The sequence below is a fragment of the Roseococcus pinisoli genome, assembly GCF_018413645.1.
In the GTDB taxonomy this organism is placed as follows: Bacteria; Pseudomonadota; Alphaproteobacteria; order Acetobacterales; family Acetobacteraceae; genus Roseococcus; species Roseococcus pinisoli.
On the sequence record NZ_JAHCDA010000001.1, the window covers coordinates 786956 to 807074 of the forward strand.

The 20119-nt window shown below is 70.4% G+C and carries 20 protein-coding genes and 1 other RNA gene; 14 read left to right on the forward strand and 7 right to left on the reverse strand.

Annotated features, from left to right (window positions below; genetic code table 11):
• The 3 genes from KHU32_RS03760 to ffs all read right to left on the reverse strand — a co-directional run bounded on the left by KHU32_RS03760 (position 1) and on the right by ffs (position 2360).
• Positions 1–324 (reverse strand): YbaB/EbfC family nucleoid-associated protein, encoded by a 324-nt coding sequence (locus tag KHU32_RS03760; protein WP_213668685.1) that lies wholly within the window; start codon positions 322–324, stop codon positions 1–3.
• Positions 325–2238 (reverse strand): DNA polymerase III subunit gamma/tau, encoded by a 1914-nt coding sequence (locus KHU32_RS03765; RefSeq protein WP_213668686.1) that lies wholly within the window; start codon positions 2236–2238, stop codon positions 325–327.
• A 25-nt stretch (positions 2239–2263) separates the two neighbouring features.
• Positions 2264–2360: signal recognition particle sRNA small type (ffs, locus tag KHU32_RS03770), an RNA gene on the reverse strand.
• Between the two features lie 342 nt (positions 2361–2702).
• On the opposite strand from ffs, the gene nudC reads away from it, so the two are divergent.
• The 4 genes from nudC to KHU32_RS03790 all read left to right on the forward strand — a co-directional run bounded on the left by nudC (position 2703) and on the right by KHU32_RS03790 (position 6093).
• The gene (gene nudC, locus KHU32_RS03775; RefSeq protein WP_213668687.1) at positions 2703–3626 is read left to right on the forward strand and encodes an NAD(+) diphosphatase; all 924 of its coding nucleotides are present in this window, start codon (positions 2703–2705) and stop codon (positions 3624–3626) included.
• Positions 3623–3904, forward strand: a complete 282-nt coding sequence (locus tag KHU32_RS03780) for a hypothetical protein (protein ID WP_213668688.1) — start codon at positions 3623–3625, stop codon at positions 3902–3904. The genes nudC and KHU32_RS03780 overlap by 4 nt, the downstream gene beginning before the upstream one ends.
• Positions 3905–4010: 106 nt before the next feature.
• Positions 4011–4868 (forward strand): serine O-acetyltransferase, encoded by an 858-nt coding sequence (gene cysE / locus KHU32_RS03785; protein WP_249680538.1) that lies wholly within the window; start codon positions 4011–4013, stop codon positions 4866–4868.
• A gap of 184 nt (positions 4869–5052) precedes the next feature.
• Positions 5053–6093 carry a helix-turn-helix domain-containing protein gene (locus KHU32_RS03790; protein ID WP_213668689.1) on the forward strand — a complete coding sequence of 347 codons (1041 nt, stop codon included), beginning with the start codon at positions 5053–5055 and terminating at the stop codon, positions 6091–6093.
• Positions 6094–6111: 18 nt separating this feature from the next.
• Here KHU32_RS03790 and KHU32_RS03795 read toward each other — a convergent pair whose 3' ends face one another.
• Both KHU32_RS03795 and KHU32_RS03800 read right to left on the reverse strand, forming a co-directional pair.
• On the reverse strand, positions 6112–6963 hold the full coding sequence (locus KHU32_RS03795) for a prephenate dehydratase (protein WP_213668690.1): 852 nt from the start codon (positions 6961–6963) through the stop codon (positions 6112–6114).
• A gap of 8 nt (positions 6964–6971) precedes the next feature.
• On the reverse strand, positions 6972–7700 hold the full coding sequence (locus tag KHU32_RS03800) for a 3-deoxy-manno-octulosonate cytidylyltransferase (protein ID WP_314074932.1): 729 nt from the start codon (positions 7698–7700) through the stop codon (positions 6972–6974).
• Positions 7701–7842: 142 nt separating this feature from the next.
• Here KHU32_RS03800 and KHU32_RS03805 point away from each other — a divergent pair, with 142 nt between their 5' ends.
• The 8 genes from KHU32_RS03805 to KHU32_RS03840 are packed head-to-tail and all read left to right on the forward strand — an operon-like array spanning position 7843 to position 16091.
• On the forward strand, positions 7843–8376 hold the full coding sequence (locus KHU32_RS03805) for a c-type cytochrome (protein WP_213668692.1): 534 nt from the start codon (positions 7843–7845) through the stop codon (positions 8374–8376).
• A 10-nt stretch (positions 8377–8386) separates the two neighbouring features.
• On the forward strand, positions 8387–9169 hold the full coding sequence (gene hisN, locus KHU32_RS03810; RefSeq protein ID WP_213668693.1) for a histidinol-phosphatase: 783 nt from the start codon (positions 8387–8389) through the stop codon (positions 9167–9169).
• A gap of 39 nt (positions 9170–9208) precedes the next feature.
• Entirely contained in the window at positions 9209–11035 is a 1827-nt protein-coding gene (locus KHU32_RS03815; RefSeq protein WP_213668694.1) for an extracellular solute-binding protein, read from the forward strand.
• Between the two features lie 40 nt (positions 11036–11075).
• Positions 11076–12182, forward strand: a complete 1107-nt coding sequence (locus tag KHU32_RS03820; protein WP_213668695.1) for a microcin C ABC transporter permease YejB — start codon at positions 11076–11078, stop codon at positions 12180–12182.
• 46 nt (positions 12183–12228) lie between these two features.
• The gene (locus KHU32_RS03825) at positions 12229–12957 is read left to right on the forward strand and encodes a DUF3891 family protein (RefSeq protein ID WP_213668696.1); all 729 of its coding nucleotides are present in this window, start codon (positions 12229–12231) and stop codon (positions 12955–12957) included.
• Positions 12954–13991 carry an ABC transporter permease gene (locus tag KHU32_RS03830; RefSeq protein WP_213668697.1) on the forward strand — a complete coding sequence of 346 codons (1038 nt, stop codon included), beginning with the start codon at positions 12954–12956 and terminating at the stop codon, positions 13989–13991. The genes KHU32_RS03825 and KHU32_RS03830 overlap by 4 nt, the downstream gene beginning before the upstream one ends.
• A 40-nt stretch (positions 13992–14031) precedes the next feature.
• Complete coding sequence (locus KHU32_RS03835) at positions 14032–15627, forward strand: ABC transporter ATP-binding protein (RefSeq protein WP_213668698.1); 1596 nt, start codon at positions 14032–14034, stop codon at positions 15625–15627.
• 5 nt (positions 15628–15632) lie between these two features.
• Positions 15633–16091, forward strand: a complete 459-nt coding sequence (locus KHU32_RS03840; protein WP_249680539.1) for a hypothetical protein — start codon at positions 15633–15635, stop codon at positions 16089–16091.
• Between the two features lie 57 nt (positions 16092–16148).
• Here the strand turns inward: KHU32_RS03840 and KHU32_RS03845 are convergent, their stop codons facing one another.
• On the reverse strand, positions 16149–16523 hold the full coding sequence (locus tag KHU32_RS03845) for a MarR family transcriptional regulator (protein ID WP_213668699.1): 375 nt from the start codon (positions 16521–16523) through the stop codon (positions 16149–16151).
• Between the two features lie 177 nt (positions 16524–16700).
• Positions 16701–18050, reverse strand: coding sequence for a leucyl aminopeptidase family protein (locus KHU32_RS03850; RefSeq protein ID WP_213668700.1), 1350 nt, complete (start codon positions 18048–18050; stop codon positions 16701–16703).
• A 113-nt stretch (positions 18051–18163) separates the two neighbouring features.
• On the opposite strand from KHU32_RS03850, the gene hslV reads away from it, so the two are divergent.
• Both hslV and hslU read left to right on the forward strand, forming a co-directional pair.
• Positions 18164–18697, forward strand: a complete 534-nt coding sequence (gene hslV, locus KHU32_RS03855) for an ATP-dependent protease subunit HslV (RefSeq protein WP_213668701.1) — start codon at positions 18164–18166, stop codon at positions 18695–18697.
• Positions 18697–20034 (forward strand): ATP-dependent protease ATPase subunit HslU, encoded by a 1338-nt coding sequence (gene hslU / locus KHU32_RS03860; protein WP_213668702.1) that lies wholly within the window; start codon positions 18697–18699, stop codon positions 20032–20034. The genes hslV and hslU overlap by 1 nt, the downstream gene beginning before the upstream one ends.
• The last annotated feature ends 85 nt before the right edge of the window (positions 20035–20119 follow it).

The window sequence follows — 20119 nt, forward strand, 5'->3', positions numbered from 1 at the left end:
TCAGAAGGGGAGCTTCAGCCCGGGCGGGAGGGACATGCCGGCCGTGGCCTTCTGCATCTCCTCGGCCATCGTGGCCTCGACCTTCTGCTTCGCATCGGCATGCGCCGCCACGATCAGGTCCTCCAGGACCTCGCGGTCGTCGGCCACCATGAGCGAGGGGTCGATGCTGATGCGGCGCAGGTCGCCCTTGCCCGTCAGGCGGACCTTCACCATGCCGGCGCCCGACTGGCCCTCGACCTCGGTCGATTCCAGCTTCGCCTGCATCTCCGCCATGCGGCTCTGCATCTGCTGGGCCTGCTTCAGCATGTTGCCGAGATTCTTCAATCAATCCTCCTCTGGGGTATCGGGGTCGAAGCCCACCGGCTCGGCCTCGGGCGGCGCGAAATCCGGCAGGTCCGGCTCGTCCTGCGCCTGGATGGGCAGGAGGCCATATTCGTCGACATTCTCGTCCCGGACCGCGTCGAGCGTGGCGCCGGGGAATTCCTGCAGGATGGCGAGCACGAAGGGATGGCTCGCCGCCGCCGTGCGGCGGTCCGTCTCGGCCGTGCGCGACTGGTCGGCCAGCGTCGGCTCGCCCTCGGCATTGGAGAGCGCGATGGTCCAGCGCTCGCCGGTCTGGGCCTCCAGCATCGCCGAGAGCTGGGCGCCGAGGTCGCGCGGCGCCTGCGGGCGCACCCGCATCTCCACCTGGCGCGGGGCGATGCGCACGGGATGGACGTCGTGCAGCAGATGGGCGTGCAGCAGCGCCTGGTTGCCGGCCGCGGCCAGCGCCACGATCTCGCGCCAGGCGGTCGGCTGCGGGCGGGCGATGACGGGCTCGGGCGCGGCGACCATCACGGCCCCGCCCCCGGCGACGGCGCGCATGCCGCCCCCGGAGGGGCCGGGCGCCGGCGCGCCGGAAGCGACCGAGCCCCCGGATTCGAGGCGCCGCAGGATATCCCCCGGCGTCGGCATCTCGGCGACATGGGCGAGGCGGATCAGCACCATCTCCGCCGCCGCGCGCCGATCGGGAGCCGCCAGCACTTCCTCGATACCCTTGAGCAGCATCTGCCAGGCGCGCGTGAGCATTGGCACGGAGAGCTTCGTGGCCAGCGCCGCGCCGCGCACGCGCTCGGTCTCGGGAATGCCGGCATCCTCGCGCAGCGCGGGGATGGCCGCGAAGCGCGTCAGCATGTGCACCTGCTCCAGCAGGTCGTTCATGATGGTGGCCGGATCGGCCCCGCGCTCATGCGCCTCGTCCATGCGGCGCAGCGCGGTCGGCAGGTCGGCCGACAGCACCGCCTCCAGCACGTCGAAGACCAGGGCCCGGTCGGCGAGGCCCAGCATGTCCCGCACGCTCTCGGCCCCGACGCCGCCGCCCTCGCCGGCAAGGGCGATCGCCTGGTCGAGCAGCGACAGGCCGTCGCGCACGGAGCCGTCGGCGGCACGGGCCAGCATGGCCAGCGCGCCGTCCTCGATCTCGGCGCCTTCCTTGCCAGCGATGCCGCGGAAATGGGTCCGCAGACGCTCCTCGGGCACGCGCTTGAGGGAAAACACCTGGCAGCGGCTGCGGATGGTGATGGGCACCTTCCGCAACTCGGTCGTGGCCAGGATGAAGGTGATGCTGGGCGGCGGCTCCTCGAGCGACTTGAGCAGGGCGTTGAACGCCTGCTCCGTCAGCATGTGGACCTCGTCCAGGATGAAGACCTTTTGCCGGCCCTGGGCGGGGCGGAAGCGCAGCGCCTCGCGCAGCTCCCGCACGTCGTCGATGCCGCGGTTGGAGGCGGCATCCATCTCGATGACGTCCGGATGCCGGTCGGCGAGGATGGCCACGCATTCCGGGCAGACGCCGCAGGGATCGGCGGTCTGGCCGCCCTTGCCGTCCACGCCGATGCAGTTCAGCGCGCGGGCGATGATCCGGGCCGTGGTCGTCTTGCCCACGCCGCGCACGCCGGTCAGCAGGAAGGCGTGATGGACCCGGCCGCGCGCGAAGGCGTTGCGCAGGGTGCGGACCAGCGCCTCCTGGCCGATCAGGTCGTCGAAGGTCTGGGGGCGGTATTTTCTCGCCAGCACCCGGTAGGGCGTGGGCTTGGCCGCGACCGGCACGGCAGCCGGCGTCGCGACAACGGGCGCGGCGGCAGCGGGCGGCGGCGGATCATCGAAGCCGAAGAGGCCCGGCCCCTCGGGCGCGGGCGGCTCGGGAATCTCCTCCCATGGGGGCCTCTCGGGGCCGATGTCGCCGATCAGATCGCTGGGCATCATCCGCGCCGAAAAGGAAGCAAGAGGTGGAAGGCCGACATCGACCCGGGCAAGAACCCGTTACGGCTGCTTCCTTCCGGACCTGACCGAGTTGGCGAGGAGCCCGTCCGCGCCGACCTTCCGGGGCTGCATATAGCACGTCCCCTTCCGGGATGCATCGGGGGTGGCTGCACCCGGCCTCCGCGCCCGGCGAATGGCTGCGAATCGGGGAGGGTCCGGCGCCCTGTTCCCCGCGGGGCGAAACCCCGGCGCCGGGTGGGCGTTGAGCCCCCATGACGGAAGAAAAGCATCGAATGACCGCGACCGAGACGCGGCAGGGACAGCCGATGAACGTGGTGCGCTGGGTGCTGATCGGCGGGCTCTGCCTGGTGATCCCGGCCCTCGCCCTCATCTGGTACGTCACCTCGCCCTGATCCGCCGCCCCCTCGGTTGGCGGGCGGGTCGCGGCATGGCAGGTTGCGGCCATGCTCATGATCCCGGCCAGCCGCGAGAACGTCTACACCGGCAGCCCGCTCGACCGGCTGTCCGGCCAGCGGCGCGACGACGACTTCATCCAGGCCCAGCTCGCCCACGAGTCGGCGGTCTTCGTGCCCGTCTGGCGCTCGCGCAATCTCATGCGCGGCGTGGAGCAGGGCCAGCCGGAGGCCGTCCTCCTCTCCCGCTCGGGCGCCGAGGCCGTCCGCATGGCCGGCGGGCCCTGGGCTTTCCTCGGCCTGTGGGACCAGCGCCCGGTCTTCACGGTGGATTGCTCCCGGACGGACGATCCGCTGCCCCTCCTGCCGCCCGAGATGGGCAGCTTCGGCGACCTACGCGCCGTGGCCGGCCTGCTGCCCGAGGGCGAGGCCAGCGTCCTGGCCCATGCGCGCGGGCTGATGCACTGGCGGGTGAAGCATAATTTCTGCGGCGTCTGCGGCTCGCCGACCGAGCCCCGGGATGCCGGCAACGCCCTGGCCTGCCCCGGCTGCGGCGCCCAGCACTTCCCCCGCACCGACCCGGCCGTGATCATGCTGGTGGTCCGGGGCGACCATTGCCTGCTCGGCCATTCGCACCGCTTCCCGAACGTGAAGATGTACTCGACCCTGGCCGGCTTCGTGGAGCCGGGCGAGAGCCTCGAGGAAGCCGTCCGCCGCGAGGTGATGGAGGAGGCCGGGATCTCCGTCGGCCTCGTGCGCTACCATTCCTCGCAGCCCTGGCCCTTCCCTTCCTCGATCATGCTCGGCTTCTACGGCGAGGGCCTGACGGAGCAGATCGTCGTCGATCCCGAGGAGCTGCAGGACGCCCGCTGGTTCAGCCGGGCCGAGCTGCGCGACCCCGGGGCCCATGGCTTCGCCCTGCCGCGCGCCGATTCCATCGCGCGCCGCCTCATCGAGGACTGGCTCGCCGCATGAAGCGCTTCCTTCTCATCGCCCCCCTGCTCGCCGGCTGCACGGGCCTGGTCCCGGTCGTGCCGCCGCCCGTCATGACGGACGAGGCCTGCCGCACCGAGGCGACGCGGGCGCGGGAGGTCCGGAACGTCTCCCGCGAGGCGAATTTCGAGAACTACGCCAATATGCGCCAGACCCAGTCCGACCGGAACGTCGCGCTGCGCGAGGCCTATGACAACTGCCTGCGTGCCCATGGCCGCCCGCTCCGAGGCGGGGTCGAGCCGGTTCAGCGGATCGACTGAGCCGCCTGCGACCGGAGGCGGAAGCGCCGAAAAAGGTGGGCGGCCGATGCCGCTCCCTGGTCAAATTCCCATGCCGCGCCATCTGAAAGGCGCGGAGGAGCGCGACATGTCCCAGACGGTAAAGCACGGCAACCTCCTGCGGCACCCCTGCACCGACGCCACCACCCCGGCCGTCCGTCTCTGGGCCCGCATGACCGACGAGGCGACGGCGGTGGCTGCCCATGACCGCGTCATGGCCGGGCCGATGAGCCGCGCGGTGCTGTCCCATGCCTGCCTGGCCGAGGCCCTGGCCGCCCGCATCGCCTCGCGCCTCGCCGATGCCGACCTGGACGCCGCGGCCCTGCGCGACCTGGCGCGCGACATCTTCCTCGACCGTCCCGAGCTGGTGAATTCCGCGGCGGCCGACCTGCTCGCCGTCCAGGATCGCGACCCCGCCTGCCCGGACCTGCTGACCCCCTTCCTGCACTACAAGGGCTTCCTCTCCCTGCAGGCGCATCGGGTGGCGCATGTGCTCTGGCATGCCGGGCGGGCGCACCTTGCCCGGCACCTGCAGGCGCGCGTCTCGGAGGTCCTCGCCGTCGATATCCACCCCGCCGCGCGCTTCGGCTGCCGGGTGATGCTGGACCATGCCACGGGACTCGTGGTGGGCGAGACCGCCTCGGTGGGCGACGACGTCTCGATCCTCCAGGGCGTGACGCTGGGCGGGACCGGCAAGGAATGCGGCCAGCGCCACCCGCAGGTGGAGCGCGGCGTGCTGATCGGCGCCGGCGCCCAAATTCTGGGGAACATCCGGATCGGCGAGGGCGCCAAGGTCGGCGCGGGCAGCGTGGTGCTGGCCGATGTCGCGCCCTTCACCACCGTGGTCGGCGTGCCGGCGCGGCAGGTGGGGCGCCATCATGGCCTGCCGGCGCTGACCATGGAGCACTGCATCGCCGAGGGCGCCGTCGCCATCACCGGCGACTGAAGCGGGCGCGCCTGAATCAGGGGCCCGGCGTTGCGCCGGGGTCCTGGGGCGCAGCCCACCGTTCCAAAATGATGTCCGAGACGCATCCGGCGATTGCCGGAGGGCGGCGCGCGCCCTGAATAGGCCGTGCGCCGCGGCCCTGGACCCGACCTGGCCGTGACCGCGATCCGCGGAGAAGCCCGTGATGGAGACGAATTCCGCCCCGCTTCGCCCGGTGGTCTTCTCGACCGAAGGCCTGCCGGCGAAGGAACAATTCGGCGTCTGGCACGACACCAATGCCCCCATGCTGGGCGTGGCGGGCGACGAGCAGGCCCGCGCCAGCTTCCGGGCCCGCCGCGAGATCTGGTCCTTCGGTCCCTTCGCGCTGAGCCGCGTCCAGGCCTCGGCCTCCCGCTACTGGCGCACCGGGACGGACGTCCGGCGCGATTCGCTCGACCACTGGATGGTCACCATCGCGCGCCGGGGCAGCCGGCATTTCCGGATGGCCAATGGCGAATGCCTGCTGATGCCGCCCAATGTGACCAGCACCATGTCGCTCAACGAATCCTTCGAGGGCGAGCGCGAGGAGATCGACTGGCTCGGCCTCGTCATTCCCCGGCATGTCCTTCCCCAGGCCGGCGCCGCGATGGACGCGTCCCGGCAGAAGCCGCTGGAGACGGCCCTGGGCCGCCTGCTCGGCGCCTATCTTCGCAACCTCAAGGCGCAGCTTCCCCTGCTGGGCGCGGCCGATGTCCCCCGGCTGGTCGAGGCGACCCGCGTCATGATCCTGGCCTGCGCGACCGGAACGCCCGATGCGATAGCGGAGGCGGCCGGGCAGATCGACGCGGTCCGCCGGGCGCAGGTCATGACCCTCATCCGGCAGCAGATCGGCTCGCCGATGCTGACCCCGGCCGGGCTCTGCCAGATGCTGCGCATCTCCCGTTCGCAGCTGTACCGGCTCTTCGAGGCGGAGGGCGGCATCTCGCACATGATCCATGTGGAGCGGCTGGCGCATGTCCATCGCGCCCTCCGCGACCCGGTGGAGAGGCGCGGCATCGGGCAGATCGCCGCGGAGGCCGGCTTCGTCGAGCATTCGACCTTCAGCCGCGCCTTCCGGCGTGCCTATGGGGCGTCGCCGAGCGACCTTCGGATGGCGATGCTGTCCACGGCGCCGGATATCGGCGCCCGGCCCGCGGCCTTTTCGATCGAGCCGCGGAACCTGGGCGAGGCACTGCGGCGGCTCTGAGCCGCCGCGGAGGCCGGATCAGGCGCCTTCGTGCGCCAGGCGGAAGGGGCTCGCCGGATAGGTGCCGAGGATGCGGAGCTCGCGCGAGAAGAAGCGCAGCTCCTCCAGGGCGCGGAACAGGTGCGGCTCGTCCGGGTGGCCGTCCACGTCGCAGAGGAACTGCGTCGCGGTGAAGTTGCCGTCGAGCATGTAGCTCTCCAGCTTCGTCATGTTCACGCCGTTGGTCGCGAAGCCGCCCAGCGCCTTATAGAGCGCCGCCGGCATGTTGCGCACGCGGAAGACGAAGGTGGTGACGGGGTTCAGCACCTCGTTCGCCGCCGCGGCCTTCGCCTCCTTCGTCATCACGTAGAAGCGCGTGGTGTTGTGCAGCGCGTCCTCCACGTTGCGGCGCAGGATCTCCAGCCCGTAGATCTCGGCGGCCAGCTCGCTCGCGATGGCGGCGTCCTCGAGCGTGCCGTCCTTGGCGATCAGCTCCGCCGCGCCGGCCGTGTCGGCCTCGATGACGGGGGTGAGGTTCAGCTCCTTGAGGATCTTCAGCACCTGGCCCAGCGCCACCGGATGGCTGTGCGCCTTGCGGATGGTCTGCAGGGTCGCGCCCTTGCGGGCCAGCAGGCAGTGCTCCACCCGCTCGAAATGCTCGCCGATGACGGAGAGGCCCGAATCGGGCAGCAGCCGGTGGATATCCGGCACCCGGCCGGCCAGGCTGTTCTCGCAGGGCAGCATGGCCAGCCCGGCCTCGCCGTCGCGCACCGCCTTCATGGCAGCCTCGAAGCTCGGGCAGGGAAGCGTGGTCCAGCCAGGATAGGCATGGCGGCAGGCGAGGTCGGAATAGGCGCCGGGGACGCCCTGGAAAGCGATGATCTGGGACATGGTCTCTTCTAGCCGAGCAGTTGACGGGCGCGTTCGAGGTCGGCCGGCGTATCCACGCCGAAGGGGCCATGCACCACGCGGGTGACGGCGATTCGCATGCCCGCCTCCAGCGCGCGGAGCTGCTCGAGCTTCTCGCGGCGCTCCAGCGGCGATTCGCGCAGGGTCACGAAGCGCTCCAGCGCGCGGCGGCGGAAGGCATAGACGCCGATATGGTGCCAGCGCGGCCCCTCGCCCCAGGGGATCGGGTTGCGGCTGAAATAGAGGGCGGGCGCCACTTCCGCCTCGCCCTCGAAGGCGCAGGCCGCCTTCACGAAGGAGGAGGTCATGGCCTCGACGTCGTCGGCGATGGGGCAGACGAGGGTGCCGATATCCACCTGGGGGTCGGCCAGGGGCTTCAGCACCGCGCGCAGGAGCTCGGGGTCCAGGGTGGGCACGTCGCCCTGCAGGTTCACCACCACGTCATGCGTGCCGAAGGGGTCGAGCTGCGCCAGCGAGCGCTGGACGCGGTCCGTGCCACTCGGCAGGTCGTCGGCGACAAGGACCGCCCGGCCGCCCGCCTGCTCCACCGCGGCCACGATCTCCGCCTCGCCGGCGGCCACGGCCACCGGCCCGATCCCGGCCTCGCGCGCCCGGTCCAGCACATGAACGATCATGGGCCGGCCGGCGATATCGGCCAGCGGCTTCCCGGGCAGGCGGGTCGCGGCCATGCGGGCCGGAATGATGACGATCGGGTTCACTGTTTCGGATCCAGGGATTCGTTCGTGTGGGGGCGGTTGATGCAGCGCACCGGCGCCTGTATGGGGAAGGACGAATAAGTCAGGGTCCGGCTTCGCGCAAACGCTGTCGCCGCGGCCCGTCGCTCGGAAGGGTGTGCTCGGCATGAGCCTGGAGTTCAACAAGGCTTTCGCGGCGGTTCTGACCGCGGGCATCGCGTTCATGGGCGCTGGCGTCATCGGCAGCCAGCTGGTGAAGCCGCATCGTCTGCACGATCCGGCGATCTCGCTGGGCGCCGTCGCGCCCACGGCCGCGCCGGCCGCCGCCCCTGCGGCGCTGGAGCCCATCGGGCCCCTGCTGGCCGCCGCCAATGCCGAAAATGGCCGCGTCATCGCCGGCCGGGTCTGCGGTTCCTGCCACACCTTCACCGATGGCGGCCGCGCCGGCGTGGGTCCGAACCTCTATGGCATCGTGGGCAACCACCACGCCCATATGGCGGGCTTCAACTACAGCGCCGGCATGAAGTCGAAGGAAGGCCAGCCCTGGGATTACGAGGCGCTGAACGCCTTCATCGCCGGCCCGGCCCGTGCCATCCCCGGCACGCGCATGGCCTATGGCGGCCTGAACAACGTTTCCCAGCGCGCGGACCTGATCGCCTTCCTGCGCACCCTGGCGGCCACCCCCGCGCCGCTTCCCTGATCCGGGAAGCATGATCGATCCGCGCCTCGTCGAGGCGGCCGAGGCGGCCGCCGACCTCGCGGGCGGCATCATCCGTCCGCTCTTCCGCTCGGCCCTGCTGGTCGAGGCGAAGGGCGACGCCTCGCCCGTCACCGAGGCCGACCGCGCCGCCGAGCGCGCCCTGCGCGCCTTCCTGGGCGAGCGCTTCCCCGCCCATGGCATCGTGGGCGAGGAATACGGCACCGAGCGCGGCGACGCCGAGTACCTCTGGGTGCTCGACCCCATCGACGGCACCCGCGCCTTCCTCACCGGCCGCCCCCTCTTCGGCACGCTGATCGGCCTGCTGCATCGCGGCGTGCCGGTGCTCGGCCTCATCGACCAGCCCGTGACGCGCGAGCGCTGGGTGGGCGTGGCCGGCCAGGGCACCACCTTCCGCAGCCCGCTCGGCGGTACCGTCTCGCCCCGCGCCTGCGAATCGCTGTCGGCCGCGGAGCTGTCCTGCACCTCGCCGGACATCTTCCCCCCCGATCAGGCCGCCCGCTTCGAGAAAGTGCGCCGCGCCGCCCGCCGGGTGACCTGGGGCGGCGACTGCTACAGCTACGGGCTGATCCCGCTCGGCCTCGTCGACGCCGTCGTGGAAACCACGCTGAAGCCCTGGGACTGGGCCGCGCTGGTCCCCGTCGTCGAGGGCGCCGGCGGCCGCATGACCGATTGGCGCGGCGAGGCGCTGACCCTCGCGAGCCAGGGGGACGTCATCGCCGTGGGCGACCCCGCCCTGCTGCCGGAGATCGTGGACGCCCTGCGCGGACCGTAAAACTTGTCCTGCGAGGGAGGCACCGCCAATCTGTCCCGCATGAAACGCCGTGACCTCTTCGCCGCGGGCTTCGGCCTCGTCTCCTTCGCCGCTTCGGCCCAGCAGCAGGGGGTCATCCGCACCCATGCGCTCTCCCTGCTCGGCGAGCCCGCCTTGCCGGCGGACTTCCCGCATTTCCCCTGGGTGAATCCCGCAGCCCCCAAGGGCGGCGAGGTCGCGCTCACCTCCCTCGGCAGCTTCGACAGCTTCAACCCCTTCATCCTGCGCGGCACCCCGGCCGTGGGGCTCACCAACCTCTACGACACCCTGCTGATGGAAAGTCCGGACGAGGCCAGCACGGAATACGCGCACCTCGCTTCCGCGATCGAGCTGCCGGCGGACCGCATGGGCGTCACCTTCGAGATCCGCGAGGGCGCCCGCTGGCATGACGGCCGCCCCCTCACGGCCGAGGACGTCGTCTGGACCTTCAACACGCTGCGCGAGCACGGGCGCCCCTTCTACCGGGCCTATTGGGCGGATGTGACGGAGGTGACGGCGGATGGCCCGCGCCGCGCCGTCTTCCGCTTCCGCAGCAACGAGAATCGCGAGCTGGCCCTGATTATCGGCCAGCTGCCGGTGCTGCCCAAGCATTGGTGGGAGGGCCGCGACTTCGCGCGCCCCTCGCTGGACGTGCCGGTCGGCTCCGGCCCCTATCGCCTCGACCGCTTCGAGCCGGGGCGCAGCGTCACCTACCGCCGCGTGGAGGACTATTGGGGCCGCGACCTGCCGACGCGGCGCGGCACCAATAATTTCGACGCGCTGCGCTACGAGTATTTCCGCGACACCACGGTCGATTTCGAGGCCTTCAAGGCCGGCCAGATCGACTTCCGGGCGGAGAATGCGGCGCGCAACTGGGCCACCGGCTACGACTTCCCGGCCGTGCGCCGCGGCCTCGTGAAGCGCGACGAGATCCGCCATGAGCGGCCGACCGGCATGCAGGCCTTCGTGATGAACCTGCGCCGCCCGCGCTTCCAGGACGCCCGGGTGCGCGAGGCGCTGTGCCAGGTCTTCGACTTCGAATGGCTCAACGCCAATATCTTCAACGGCCTCTACACGCGCACGACGAGCTTCTTCTCCAACAGCGACCTCGCCTCCTCGGGCCTGCCGGTGGGCAAGGAGCTCGCGGTGCTGGAACCCTTCCGCGCCCAGCTGCCCGAATCCGTCTTCACCCAGGAAAACCGCCTGCCCACGACGGATGGCAGCGGCAACAACCGCGACGGGCTGCGCCGCGCGCTCGACCTCATGCGCCAGGCCGGGTGGACCATCCGCGACCGGCGCCTCGTCAACGCACAGGGCCAGCGCTTCGAGTTCGAGATCCTGCTGAACGGCCCGGTCTTCGAGCGCATCGCCCTGCCCTATGTGCAATGGCTGCAGCGCCTCGGCGTCGAGGCCCGGGTGCGCACGGTGGACCCCGCGCAGTATCAGGTGCGCCTCGATGCCTTCGACTACGACATGACGGTGGACGTGATCCCGCAGTCGCTCTCGCCCGGCAACGAGCAGCGCGACTTCTTCACCTGCGCCAAGGCGCAGGAGAACGGGTCCCAGAACATCGCCGGCATCTGCTCGCCCGTCATCGACGCGCTGGTGGAGCTGGTGATCGCCGCGCCGGATCGCGAGGAGCTGGTCGCGCGCACGCGGGCGCTGGACCGGGTGCTGCTGAACGGCGCCTACGTCATCCCGCAATGGCACCTGCGTGCCTTCTGGATCGCCTACTGGAACCGCTTCGGCCGGCCCGCGCGCAACCCGAAATTCGCGCTGGGCCTCGATTCCTGGTGGATCGACCCCGAGCTGGACCGCGCCCTGGCCGAAGCCAAGCGCGGCCTGTGACCGATCCGCGCCAACGCGCCGCCATCAGGGCGGGCCGCGCATGAGCTCCTACCTGCTGCGGCGGCTGCTGCTGATCGTGCCGACGCTGTTCGGCATCATCCTCATCAACTTCGCCATCGTGCAGTTCGCCCCCGGCGGCCCGGTCGAGCAGATGATCGCCGAGATCCGCGGCCAGGGGCAGACGATGGGCCGCCTCACCGGCGACGGCGGGGGCGAGGTCCGCCAGCAATCCTCGCCCTCCGGCTCCTCCTCGGAGGGGCCCACCTCCACCTATCGCGGCGCGCGCGGCCTCGACCCCGCGGTGGTGCGGGAGATCGAGCGCGCCTTCGGCTTCGACAAGCCCGCCCATGTGCGCTTCGGCGAGATGCTCTGGGGCTATATGCGCTTCGACCTCGGCCGCTCGCTCTTCCGCGACCGGCCGGTCTGGGACCTGGTGATCGAGAAGCTGCCCGTCTCCATCTCGCTCGGCCTGTGGTCCACGCTGATCATCTATCTGATCTCCATCCCGCTCGGCATCCGCAAGGCGGTGCGCGACGGCTCGCGCTTCGACCTCTGGACCAGCGCGGTGGTGCTGGTGGGCTATGCGATCCCGGGCTTCCTCTTCGCCATCATGCTGGTGGTGCTCTTCGCCGGCGGCAGCTTCCTCCAGTGGTTCCCGCTGCGCGGCCTGACCTCCTCGGGCAGCGAGGGCTGGCCCTTCTGGGAGCGCGCGCTGGACTACGCCTGGCACATGGTGCTGCCGACCATCACCCTCGTCATCGGCGGCTTCGCCGGGCTGACGATGCTCACGAAGAACTCCTTCCTGGAGGAGATCAACAAGCAATACGTGCTGACGGCGCGGGCCAAGGGCGCGGGCGAGACGCGGGTGCTCTACGGCCATGTCTTCCGCAATGCGATGCTGATCATCATCGCGGGCTTCCCCGCCGCCTTCATCAGCATCCTCTTCACCGGCGCCCTGCTGGTGGAGATCATCTTCTCGCTCGACGGGCTGGGGCTGCTGGGCTTCGAATCCGCGATCCGGCGCGACTATCCGGTGATGTTCGGCACGCTCTACATCTTCACCCTGCTCGGCCTGATCATGCAGATCGTGAGCGACTTCACCTACACGCTCGTCGACCCGCGCATCGACTTCGAGGCGAGGCGCTGATGCGCGCCCGCCCCCTTCCCGCCCCCCGCCCTGGGCAGGAGACGGAATGATCCTCTGGAAGCAGGAGGACGGCAGCGTCCTCGCCACGCCCCAGCCCGCCCATGCGGTGCTCTCCGGCCAGCTCATGCGCGTGCTGGCCGAGCCGCCCGTGCCCTTCGAGCCCGTCGTCACCGCCGCCGCGCAGCACGATTGCGGCTGGATGCGCTGGGAGGCCGATCCCGACTTCGATGCGGAGACCGGCCTGCCCACGGCCTTCAACGCCGTTCCCGGCGTCCAGCACGTGGCGCTGTGGGAAGCCGGCGTGCGCCTCGCTTTGGCCTCCTGGGGCCTCTGGGCCGGGCTGCTGGTGCTGCGCCACGGCTCCTTCATCTATCGCCTTGGCCTCGAGCATCACCGCCAGGCCGGCGGCGACGAGAACCGCCGCGCCATGCAGGGCTATATCGACCGCGAGCCGGCCTGGAGCGCCCTGCTGGCCGCGAAGCTCGGCGTGACGGAGGCGCAGGTCGCGGCCAATGCGCGCAAGGTCGCGATGGTGGATGCCATCGCCCTCGCCCTCTGCTGGGGCCGCGATTCCTTCGACAGCCTCGACACCATGCTGCGCCGACGGTCGCCCTTCGAGGCGACGCTCGATCCCTGGCCGCTCTCCGTGCCCGAGATCGTGCTGGAGACGGAGACGCTGCGCCTGCCGGCGCGCTTCTCCGACAGCGGCGAGATGCGCGCCGGCCTGGCCGAGGCGCCCCGGATCCCGCTGCGCTTCCGGCTGACGCCGGCATGAATCTTTCGCCTCTCAATCGGCGGCGGATCGCGAATTTCCGCGCGAACCGGCGCGGCTCCCTCTCGCTCCTCGTCTTCGCGATCCTCTTCGTGCTGACCCTCTTCGCGGAGCTGCTGGCCAATGACCGGCCGCTCGTCGCGCATGTGGACGGGCATTGGCGCTTTCCCGTCCTCGTCGACTATGCCGAGAGCGACGTCGTGCCGGACGGACTTCCCACCCAGGCCGACTGGCACGACCCGGAATTCATGCGCGAGGTGCAGGAGCGCGGATGGGTCGTCTGGCCGCCGATCCGCTACAGCCATGCGACGATCGTGACCGGGCTCGACGTCCCTGCCCCTTCGCCGCCGAGCTGGCGGAACCTCCTCGGCACCGACGACCAATCGCGCGACGTGATGGCGCGCGTGATCTACGGCTTCCGCATCTCGGTGCTCTTCGGCTTCACGCTGACGATCTTCGCGTCCCTTCTCGGCATCGTGGCGGGCGCGGTGCAGGGCTATTACGGCGGCTGGACCGACCTGCTCTTCCAGCGCTTCATCGAGATCTGGTCGGGCATGCCGCAGCTCTTCCTGCTCATCATCCTGAGCAGCGTGATCGAGCCGAGCTTCTGGACCCTCCTGATCTTCCTGCTGCTCTTCTCCTGGATGGGGCTCGTCGGCGTGGTGCGCGCCGAGTTCCTGCGCGGCCGCAACCTCGACTACGTGCGCGCCGCCCGCGCGCTGGGCGTCTCGGACGGGCGGCTGATGTTCCAGCACATCCTGCCCAACGCCATGGTGGCGACGCTGACCTTCCTGCCTTTCATCCTTTCGGGATCGGTGACGGTGCTCTCCACGCTCGACTTCCTGGGCTTCGGCCTGCCGCCCGGCTCGCCCTCGCTCGGCGAGCTGCTGAGCCAGGGCAAGAACAACCTGCAGGCGCCCTGGCTGGCCTTCACCGGCTTCGCGGTGCTCGGCGGCATGCTGACCCTGCTGATCTTCATCGGCGAGGCGGTCCGCGACGCCTTCGATCCGCGCAAGCTGCCCGGAGGCGGAAGATGAGCGGTCTTTTCGTGTCCTCGGGCGCCGGCGGAGCGCGGCCATGAGCCTGCTCAGCGTCGAGAATCTGTCCGTCGCCTTCCGCGGCAAGCGCGTGGTGCAGGGCGTCTCCTTCCACGTCGAGGCCGGCGAGGTGGTGGCGCTGGTCGGCGAGAGCGGTTCGGGCAAGTCCGTCACCGCGCTCTCGATCCTGCAGCTCCTGGCCAATACCGGCTCCAACCCCGAGGGCCGCATCCTGCTGGATGGCGTCGAGGTGCTGAAGGCGCCGGTCTCCGAACTCCAGCGCCTGCGCGGCGGCACGGCCGGCATGGTCTTCCAGGAGCCCATGACCTCGCTGAACCCGCTGCACAGCATCGGCCAGCAGGTCGGCGAGGCGATCACGCTGCACCGGCCGCTGCGCGGCGCCGCGCTCCATCAGGCCGTCATCGACACGCTCATCCGCGCCGGTCTGTCCAATGCGGAGGAGCGGCTATCCGCCTATCCGCATCAGCTGTCCGGCGGGCAGCGGCAGCGCGTGATGATCGGCGCGGCGCTCGCCAACGAGCCGAAGCTGCTCATCGCGGACGAGCCCACCACCGCGCTGGACGTCACCATCCAGGCGCAGATCCTGGAGCTGCTGGCGGACCTGAAGAAGCGGCTGGGCATGGCCATGCTGCTCATCACCCACGACCTGCAGATCGTCCGCCGCCATGCCGACCGCGTCGTCGTGATGAAGGACGGCACGGTCGTCGAGCAGGGCACCGTGGACACCGTCTTCACCGATCCCAAGCACCCCTATACGCGCATGCTGATCGGCACGGAGCCGCGCGGCCGCCCTGCCCCCGTGGCGCCCGACGCGCCGGAGGTGCTGGAGGGCGAGCAGATCCGCGTCCATTTCCCGATCCGCCGCGGCTTCCTGCGACGGACCGTTTCGGTCGTGAAGGCGGTGGACGGCATCGACATCTCGGTGCGAGAGGGCGAGACGCTCGGCCTCGTCGGCGAGAGCGGCAGCGGCAAGACCACGCTCGGCCTCGCGCTCATCCGCATGGAGCGCAGCGAAGGACGCATCCGCTTCGAGGGCAGCGATATCCAGGGCCTTTCCCGCGGCGAGCTCCGGCCGCTGCGCGCGCGCATGCAGATCGTCTTCCAGGATCCCTACGGCTCGCTGTCGCCGCGCATGAATGCCGGCGAGATCGTGGGCGAAGGGCTGACGGTGCATGAGCCGGGCCTCAATGCCGCCGGCCGCGCGCTGCGCGTGGGCCAGGCGCTGGAGGAGGTCGGCCTCGATCCCGCAATGGCCGATCGCTACCCGCATGAATTCTCCGGCGGGCAGCGCCAGCGAATCGCCATCGCCCGCGCGCTCGTTCTGAAGCCGCGCCTGCTGGTGCTCGACGAGCCGACCAGCGCGCTCGACGTCAGCGTCCAGGCGCAGGTGGTGGAGCTGCTGCGCGGCCTGCAGGAGAAGCACCGCCTCGCCTATCTCTTCATCAGCCACGATCTGCGCGTGGTGCGGGCGATGGCGCATCGCATCATCGTCATGAAGTCGGGCCGCATCGTGGAGGCCGGCGAGGCCGAGGCCCTTACCCAAAACCCGCGCGAGCCTTATACGCGCGCCTTGATGGCCGCGGCTTTCGAGCTGCGGGCAGCGGAAGGGCGGTGACAGAATTGAGCACGACGGAACACGCGGCGGATCATCCCTGGGCCGGCCATGAGCGCGAGAAACTTCAGGAGCTGATGGACACCGAGCAGGTGAAGATCGGCGTCCATATCCGCAAGATGAACTCGCCCGGCAGCCCGGTGTACCGCATGTCGGAAAACATCGTTCCCGCCGCGCTGATCCTCGTCAGCTCCTTCGCGGGCACGGCGCTGATCCATTTCTACGTGGGCGCCGTGATCCTGGCCGTCGGCTGCACCTGGTGGGTGTGGAAGGTGCTGCCGCAGATCCGCGAGGCGACCTTCCTGCGCACCACGGCCTATGTCCTGGAAAGCGACGCGCATTTCGACCAGATGTGGGCGCGCGGCATGCTCAGCCTCTACGCCAAGCTGCCCGACGGCACCGAGCGCGCGGCAGCGAACCGCGACGACTGGCGCGCCTTCATTCGTTCGCTGCACGGAATTTTCTGACGGCAATCGGCCGCCGCTCCGCCTGGGGACCGCCGATCAGGCGGCCCCGACCGTAGGTCAGGCGAATTCTTCCTGGAGCGCCGGGGCGGCGATGATGCCGTCGGCCTCGGACATGGTCTGACGCAGCTCGCGCAGGAAGACCGCGCCCTTCAGCGTCCGCTGCACGAGCACGCTGCGGCGGTCCATCGGATCCACCTTGCGCCGCGCGAGCTCCAGCTCGCCAAGGCGGTCGAGCGCGCGGGTGATCGCGGGCTTCGACACGTTCAGGTCCTGGGCCAGGCCGCGCACGGTATGCGGGCCCGCATTCAGATAGACGGTCAGGAAGACACCGAGCTGGCGGGCGGAAAGATCCGGCCCGTCTCGCCGGACGAGCGATACCGTCGTGTCCCGCAGGATCCCGATAAGCTGGTCGGCATTGGTCTGGACTGACATCGACACTGATCCCTCCTCCTCCGGGCCCGAGGCCCTTCCAGGGCACACCACGCTCCGAAGCCGAACGCGGCGTTGCGACATCCCAAAATGGGAAACGAGGAGACAGATAGACGCCATCCCGCAACGAATTGCAAGAATTTCATTTATCGGTAGGCATTGGTTGCCCGGGAAAATGCCTTATCGCGGGTCCGCGCCAGTTCGGGCCAGGAATCTTTCGATCCCGCCAAGGGCCGCCCGAAGCCCGGTCGCCTCCCCCCCTTCGGGCCGCCCTGCCCTCGTGGAATCGTTCCAGGCGTAGAGGTCCAGATGCGCCCAGGGGATGCCGTCCGGCACGAAACGCTGCAGGAAAAGCGCGGCGACGACGGCGCCGGCCATCGGCCGCGTGGAGACGTTGTTGAGGTCCGCGACCCCGCTTTCCAGCCAGTTGGCGTAACCCTCGTGTAATGGAAGGCGCCAGACCGGGTCGCCCGCCTCCCGCCCGCCATCCATCAGCGCCTGGGCCAGGGCGTCGTCGTTGCTGAACAGGGCCGGCAGGTCGGGACCCAGCGCGACCCGTGCCGCGCCGGTCAGGGTGCAGCCGTTGAGAATCAGCCGCGGCGACTGCTCGCCGGCATAGGTCAGCAGGTCCGACAGGACGAGCCGGCCCTCCGCATCGGTATTGCCGATCTCGACCGTCAGGCCCTTTCGCGTGCGGATCACGTCCAGCGGCCGGAAGGCCTCGCCGGAGACGCTGTTCTCCACGGCGCCGATCACCAGCAGGAGGCGAATCGGCGCGGCCGTCGCCATCAACGCCTCCGCGAGGCCGAGCATCACCGCCGCGCCGCCCATGTCCTTCTTCATGCGCAGCATGGAGGAAGGCGGCTTGAGATCGAGCCCCCCCGTGTCGAAGCACACCCCCTTGCCGCAGAGCGCCACCAGCGGCGCATCCTCCGCGCCCCATTCCAGCACCGCCACCCGGGGGGCGCGCGGGCTGCCCTGGCCGACGGCCTGGATGGCCGGGAAGCCCGTGCGGAGCGCATCGCCCTCGATCACCCGGAAGCGCGCGCCATGGGCCGCCGCGACATCGCCCACGGCCTCGGCCAGCTCGGCCGGGCCGAGGTGGTTGGCCGGCGCGTTGATCAGGTCCCGCGCGCGCCAGATGGCGGCGGCCAGGGCCTGGGACGTCTCCGTGCCCGGCGGGGTGATCAGCCGCGCCGGCGCGCGCTTGCCCGGCTTGAAGCGCGTGTAGCGATAGGCGCCGAGGCACCAGCCCAGCACTGCAGCCGCGGCATCGCCCCCCTCCAGCCGCCAGAGCGTGCCCTCGGGCAGGCCATAGGGCAGCGCGCCGTAGCCCTCGGCCGTCCTGGGCGCGCCGAACAGCGCCCCCGCCAGGCCGCCCTCGCCGGGCAGGAGGGCGATCTCGCCCGGCCGGCCCCCGAAACCCGAGGCCCGGGCGAAATCCGCGCCCGGCAACGCCTCCCAGCCCTCCGGCGTGACGACATGCAGCGGCAGCGACGGGGCGGCATCCGGGACGAGGCAGGGCAGCATCGGAGGTTCCTTCTTTGCATAACGCTGGGCCCAGTCATGCGTCCGAACAACCCGCATTGCCGAACGGCCCCGCACACGCCACATCGGCTGCCATGCAAGCATCCCAAAACGACATGATCGGGTGGCACGGCACCACGATCCTCTGTGTCCGCCGCGACGGAAAGGTCGCGATGGCGGGCGATGGCCAGGTCTCGATCGGCCAGACCGTTGTGAAGAACAATGCGCGCAAGGTGCGGCGCATCGCCCAGGGCCGGGTCATCGCCGGCTTCGCGGGCGCGACCGCCGACGCCTTCACGCTCCTGGAGCGCCTCGAAGCCAAGCTCGAGCGCTTCCCCGACCAGCTCGAGCGCGCCTGCGTCGAGCTCGCCAAGGACTGGCGCACGGATCGCTACCTGCGGCGCCTGGAGGCCCTGCTGGCCGTGGCCGACAAGGACCGTTCCCTGCTGCTCACCGGCCAGGGCGACGTGCTGGAGCCCGAGGATTCCATCATCGGCATCGGCTCGGGCGGCAATTACGCGCTGTCCGCCGCGCGCGCCCTGATGACGGTGGACGGCATTTCCGCCGAGGAGATCGCCAAGCGCTCGATGAAGATCGCGGCCGATATCTGTGTCTACACCAACGGCAACTTCATCCTGGAGACCCTGTGATGAGCGACGTCATCACGGCGCCGGAGACGGTGAACCTTTCCCCGCGCGAGATCGTCAGCGAGCTCGACCGCTTCATCATCGGCCAGCACGACGCCAAGCGCGCGGTGGCCATCGCGCTGCGCAACCGCTGGCGCCGCCAGCAGCTCCCCGACTCCTGGCAGGAGGAAGTGGTGCCGAAGAACATCCTGATGATCGGCCCCACCGGCTGCGGCAAGACGGAGATCGCGCGGCGGCTGGCCAAGCTCGCCAACGCGCCCTTCCTCAAGGTCGAGGCCACGAAGTTCACCGAGGTCGGCTATGTCGGCCGCGACGTGGAATCCATCGTGCGCGACCTGGTGGAGGCCTCGATCGTCCAGACGCGCGAAGCCGCACGGAAGGGCGTGCAGGCCAAGGCCGAGCTGCATGCGGAGGAGCGCCTGATCTCCGCCCTGACTGGTGAGGCCGCGCAGGGCGACACGAAGCAGAAGTTCCGCAAGATGCTCCGCGAGGGGCAGCTGGAGACGCGGGAGATCGAGATCGAGGTCACCGAGGCGCCGGGCCAGCCCGTCGGCATGATGGACATGCCCGGCATGCCGCCCGGCCAGATGCAGAACATGCAGGAGATGTTCGGCAAGATGTTCGGCGGCCGCGCCAAGCCGCGGAAGATGACCGTGGCCGCGGCGCGCGAGGCGCTGATCCGCGAGGAGGCCGACAAGCTGCTCGACCAGGAGCAGCTGACCCGTGCCGCCGTGCAGAACGCGGAGAACAACGGCATCGTCTTCCTCGACGAGATCGACAAGATCGCGCGGTCGAGCGAAGGCGGCGTGCGCGGCGGCGACGTCTCCCGCGAGGGCGTGCAGCGCGACCTGCTGCCGCTCATCGAGGGCACGACGGTCAACACGCGGCACGGCCCGGTGCGGACGGACTACATCCTCTTCATCGCGAGCGGCGCCTTCCACCTCTCCAAGCCGTCGGACCTGCTGCCCGAGCTTCAGGGCCGCCTGCCGATCCGCGTGGAGCTGAAGGCGCTGACCCGCGAGGACTTCCGCCGCATCCTGACCGAGCCCGAGCACTCGCTGCTCAAGCAGGCCAGCGCGCTGATGGGCACCGAGGGGCTGCAGCTCGACTTCACGCCGGGCGCGGTGGATTCCCTGGCCGACCTCGCCGCCGAGATCAACGCGACGGTGGAGAATATCGGCGCGCGCCGGCTCTCGACGGTGCTGGAGCGGCTGCTGGAGGAGATCAGTTTCTCCGCCAGCGACCGCCGCGGCGACGCCGTCACGGTCGATGACGGCATGGTGAAGGACCGGGTGGCGAGCCTGGCCGCCAGCGCGGACCTCTCGCGCTACATCCTGTAAGGCAGACTTCCGCCGGCGGCGCCGCAGGGCGCTTCCGGCGCCCCATGGGACCGCGATCCGATCGCTCGGACGCGGTCTTTTCATG

Coding starts and splice junctions, on each gene's coding strand:
- KHU32_RS03765 (WP_213668686.1), bottom strand. CDS start 2,238: ATGCCCAGCGATCTGATCGGCGACATCGGCCCCGAGAGGCCCCCATGG.
- nudC (WP_213668687.1), top strand. CDS start 2,703: ATGCTCATGATCCCGGCCAGCCGCGAGAACGTCTACACCGGCAGCCCG.
- KHU32_RS03780 (WP_213668688.1), top strand. CDS start 3,623: ATGAAGCGCTTCCTTCTCATCGCCCCCCTGCTCGCCGGCTGCACGGGC.
- cysE (WP_249680538.1), top strand. CDS start 4,011: ATGTCCCAGACGGTAAAGCACGGCAACCTCCTGCGGCACCCCTGCACC.
- KHU32_RS03790 (WP_213668689.1), top strand. CDS start 5,053: ATGGAGACGAATTCCGCCCCGCTTCGCCCGGTGGTCTTCTCGACCGAA.
- KHU32_RS03795 (WP_213668690.1), bottom strand. CDS start 6,963: ATGTCCCAGATCATCGCTTTCCAGGGCGTCCCCGGCGCCTATTCCGAC.
- KHU32_RS03805 (WP_213668692.1), top strand. CDS start 7,843: ATGAGCCTGGAGTTCAACAAGGCTTTCGCGGCGGTTCTGACCGCGGGC.
- hisN (WP_213668693.1), top strand. CDS start 8,387: ATGATCGATCCGCGCCTCGTCGAGGCGGCCGAGGCGGCCGCCGACCTC.
- KHU32_RS03815 (WP_213668694.1), top strand. CDS start 9,209: ATGAAACGCCGTGACCTCTTCGCCGCGGGCTTCGGCCTCGTCTCCTTC.
- KHU32_RS03820 (WP_213668695.1), top strand. CDS start 11,076: ATGAGCTCCTACCTGCTGCGGCGGCTGCTGCTGATCGTGCCGACGCTG.
- KHU32_RS03825 (WP_213668696.1), top strand. CDS start 12,229: ATGATCCTCTGGAAGCAGGAGGACGGCAGCGTCCTCGCCACGCCCCAG.
- KHU32_RS03830 (WP_213668697.1), top strand. CDS start 12,954: ATGAATCTTTCGCCTCTCAATCGGCGGCGGATCGCGAATTTCCGCGCG.
- KHU32_RS03835 (WP_213668698.1), top strand. CDS start 14,032: ATGAGCCTGCTCAGCGTCGAGAATCTGTCCGTCGCCTTCCGCGGCAAG.
- KHU32_RS03845 (WP_213668699.1), bottom strand. CDS start 16,523: ATGTCAGTCCAGACCAATGCCGACCAGCTTATCGGGATCCTGCGGGAC.
- KHU32_RS03850 (WP_213668700.1), bottom strand. CDS start 18,050: ATGCTGCCCTGCCTCGTCCCGGATGCCGCCCCGTCGCTGCCGCTGCAT.
- hslV (WP_213668701.1), top strand. CDS start 18,164: ATGATCGGGTGGCACGGCACCACGATCCTCTGTGTCCGCCGCGACGGA.
- hslU (WP_213668702.1), top strand. CDS start 18,697: ATGAGCGACGTCATCACGGCGCCGGAGACGGTGAACCTTTCCCCGCGC.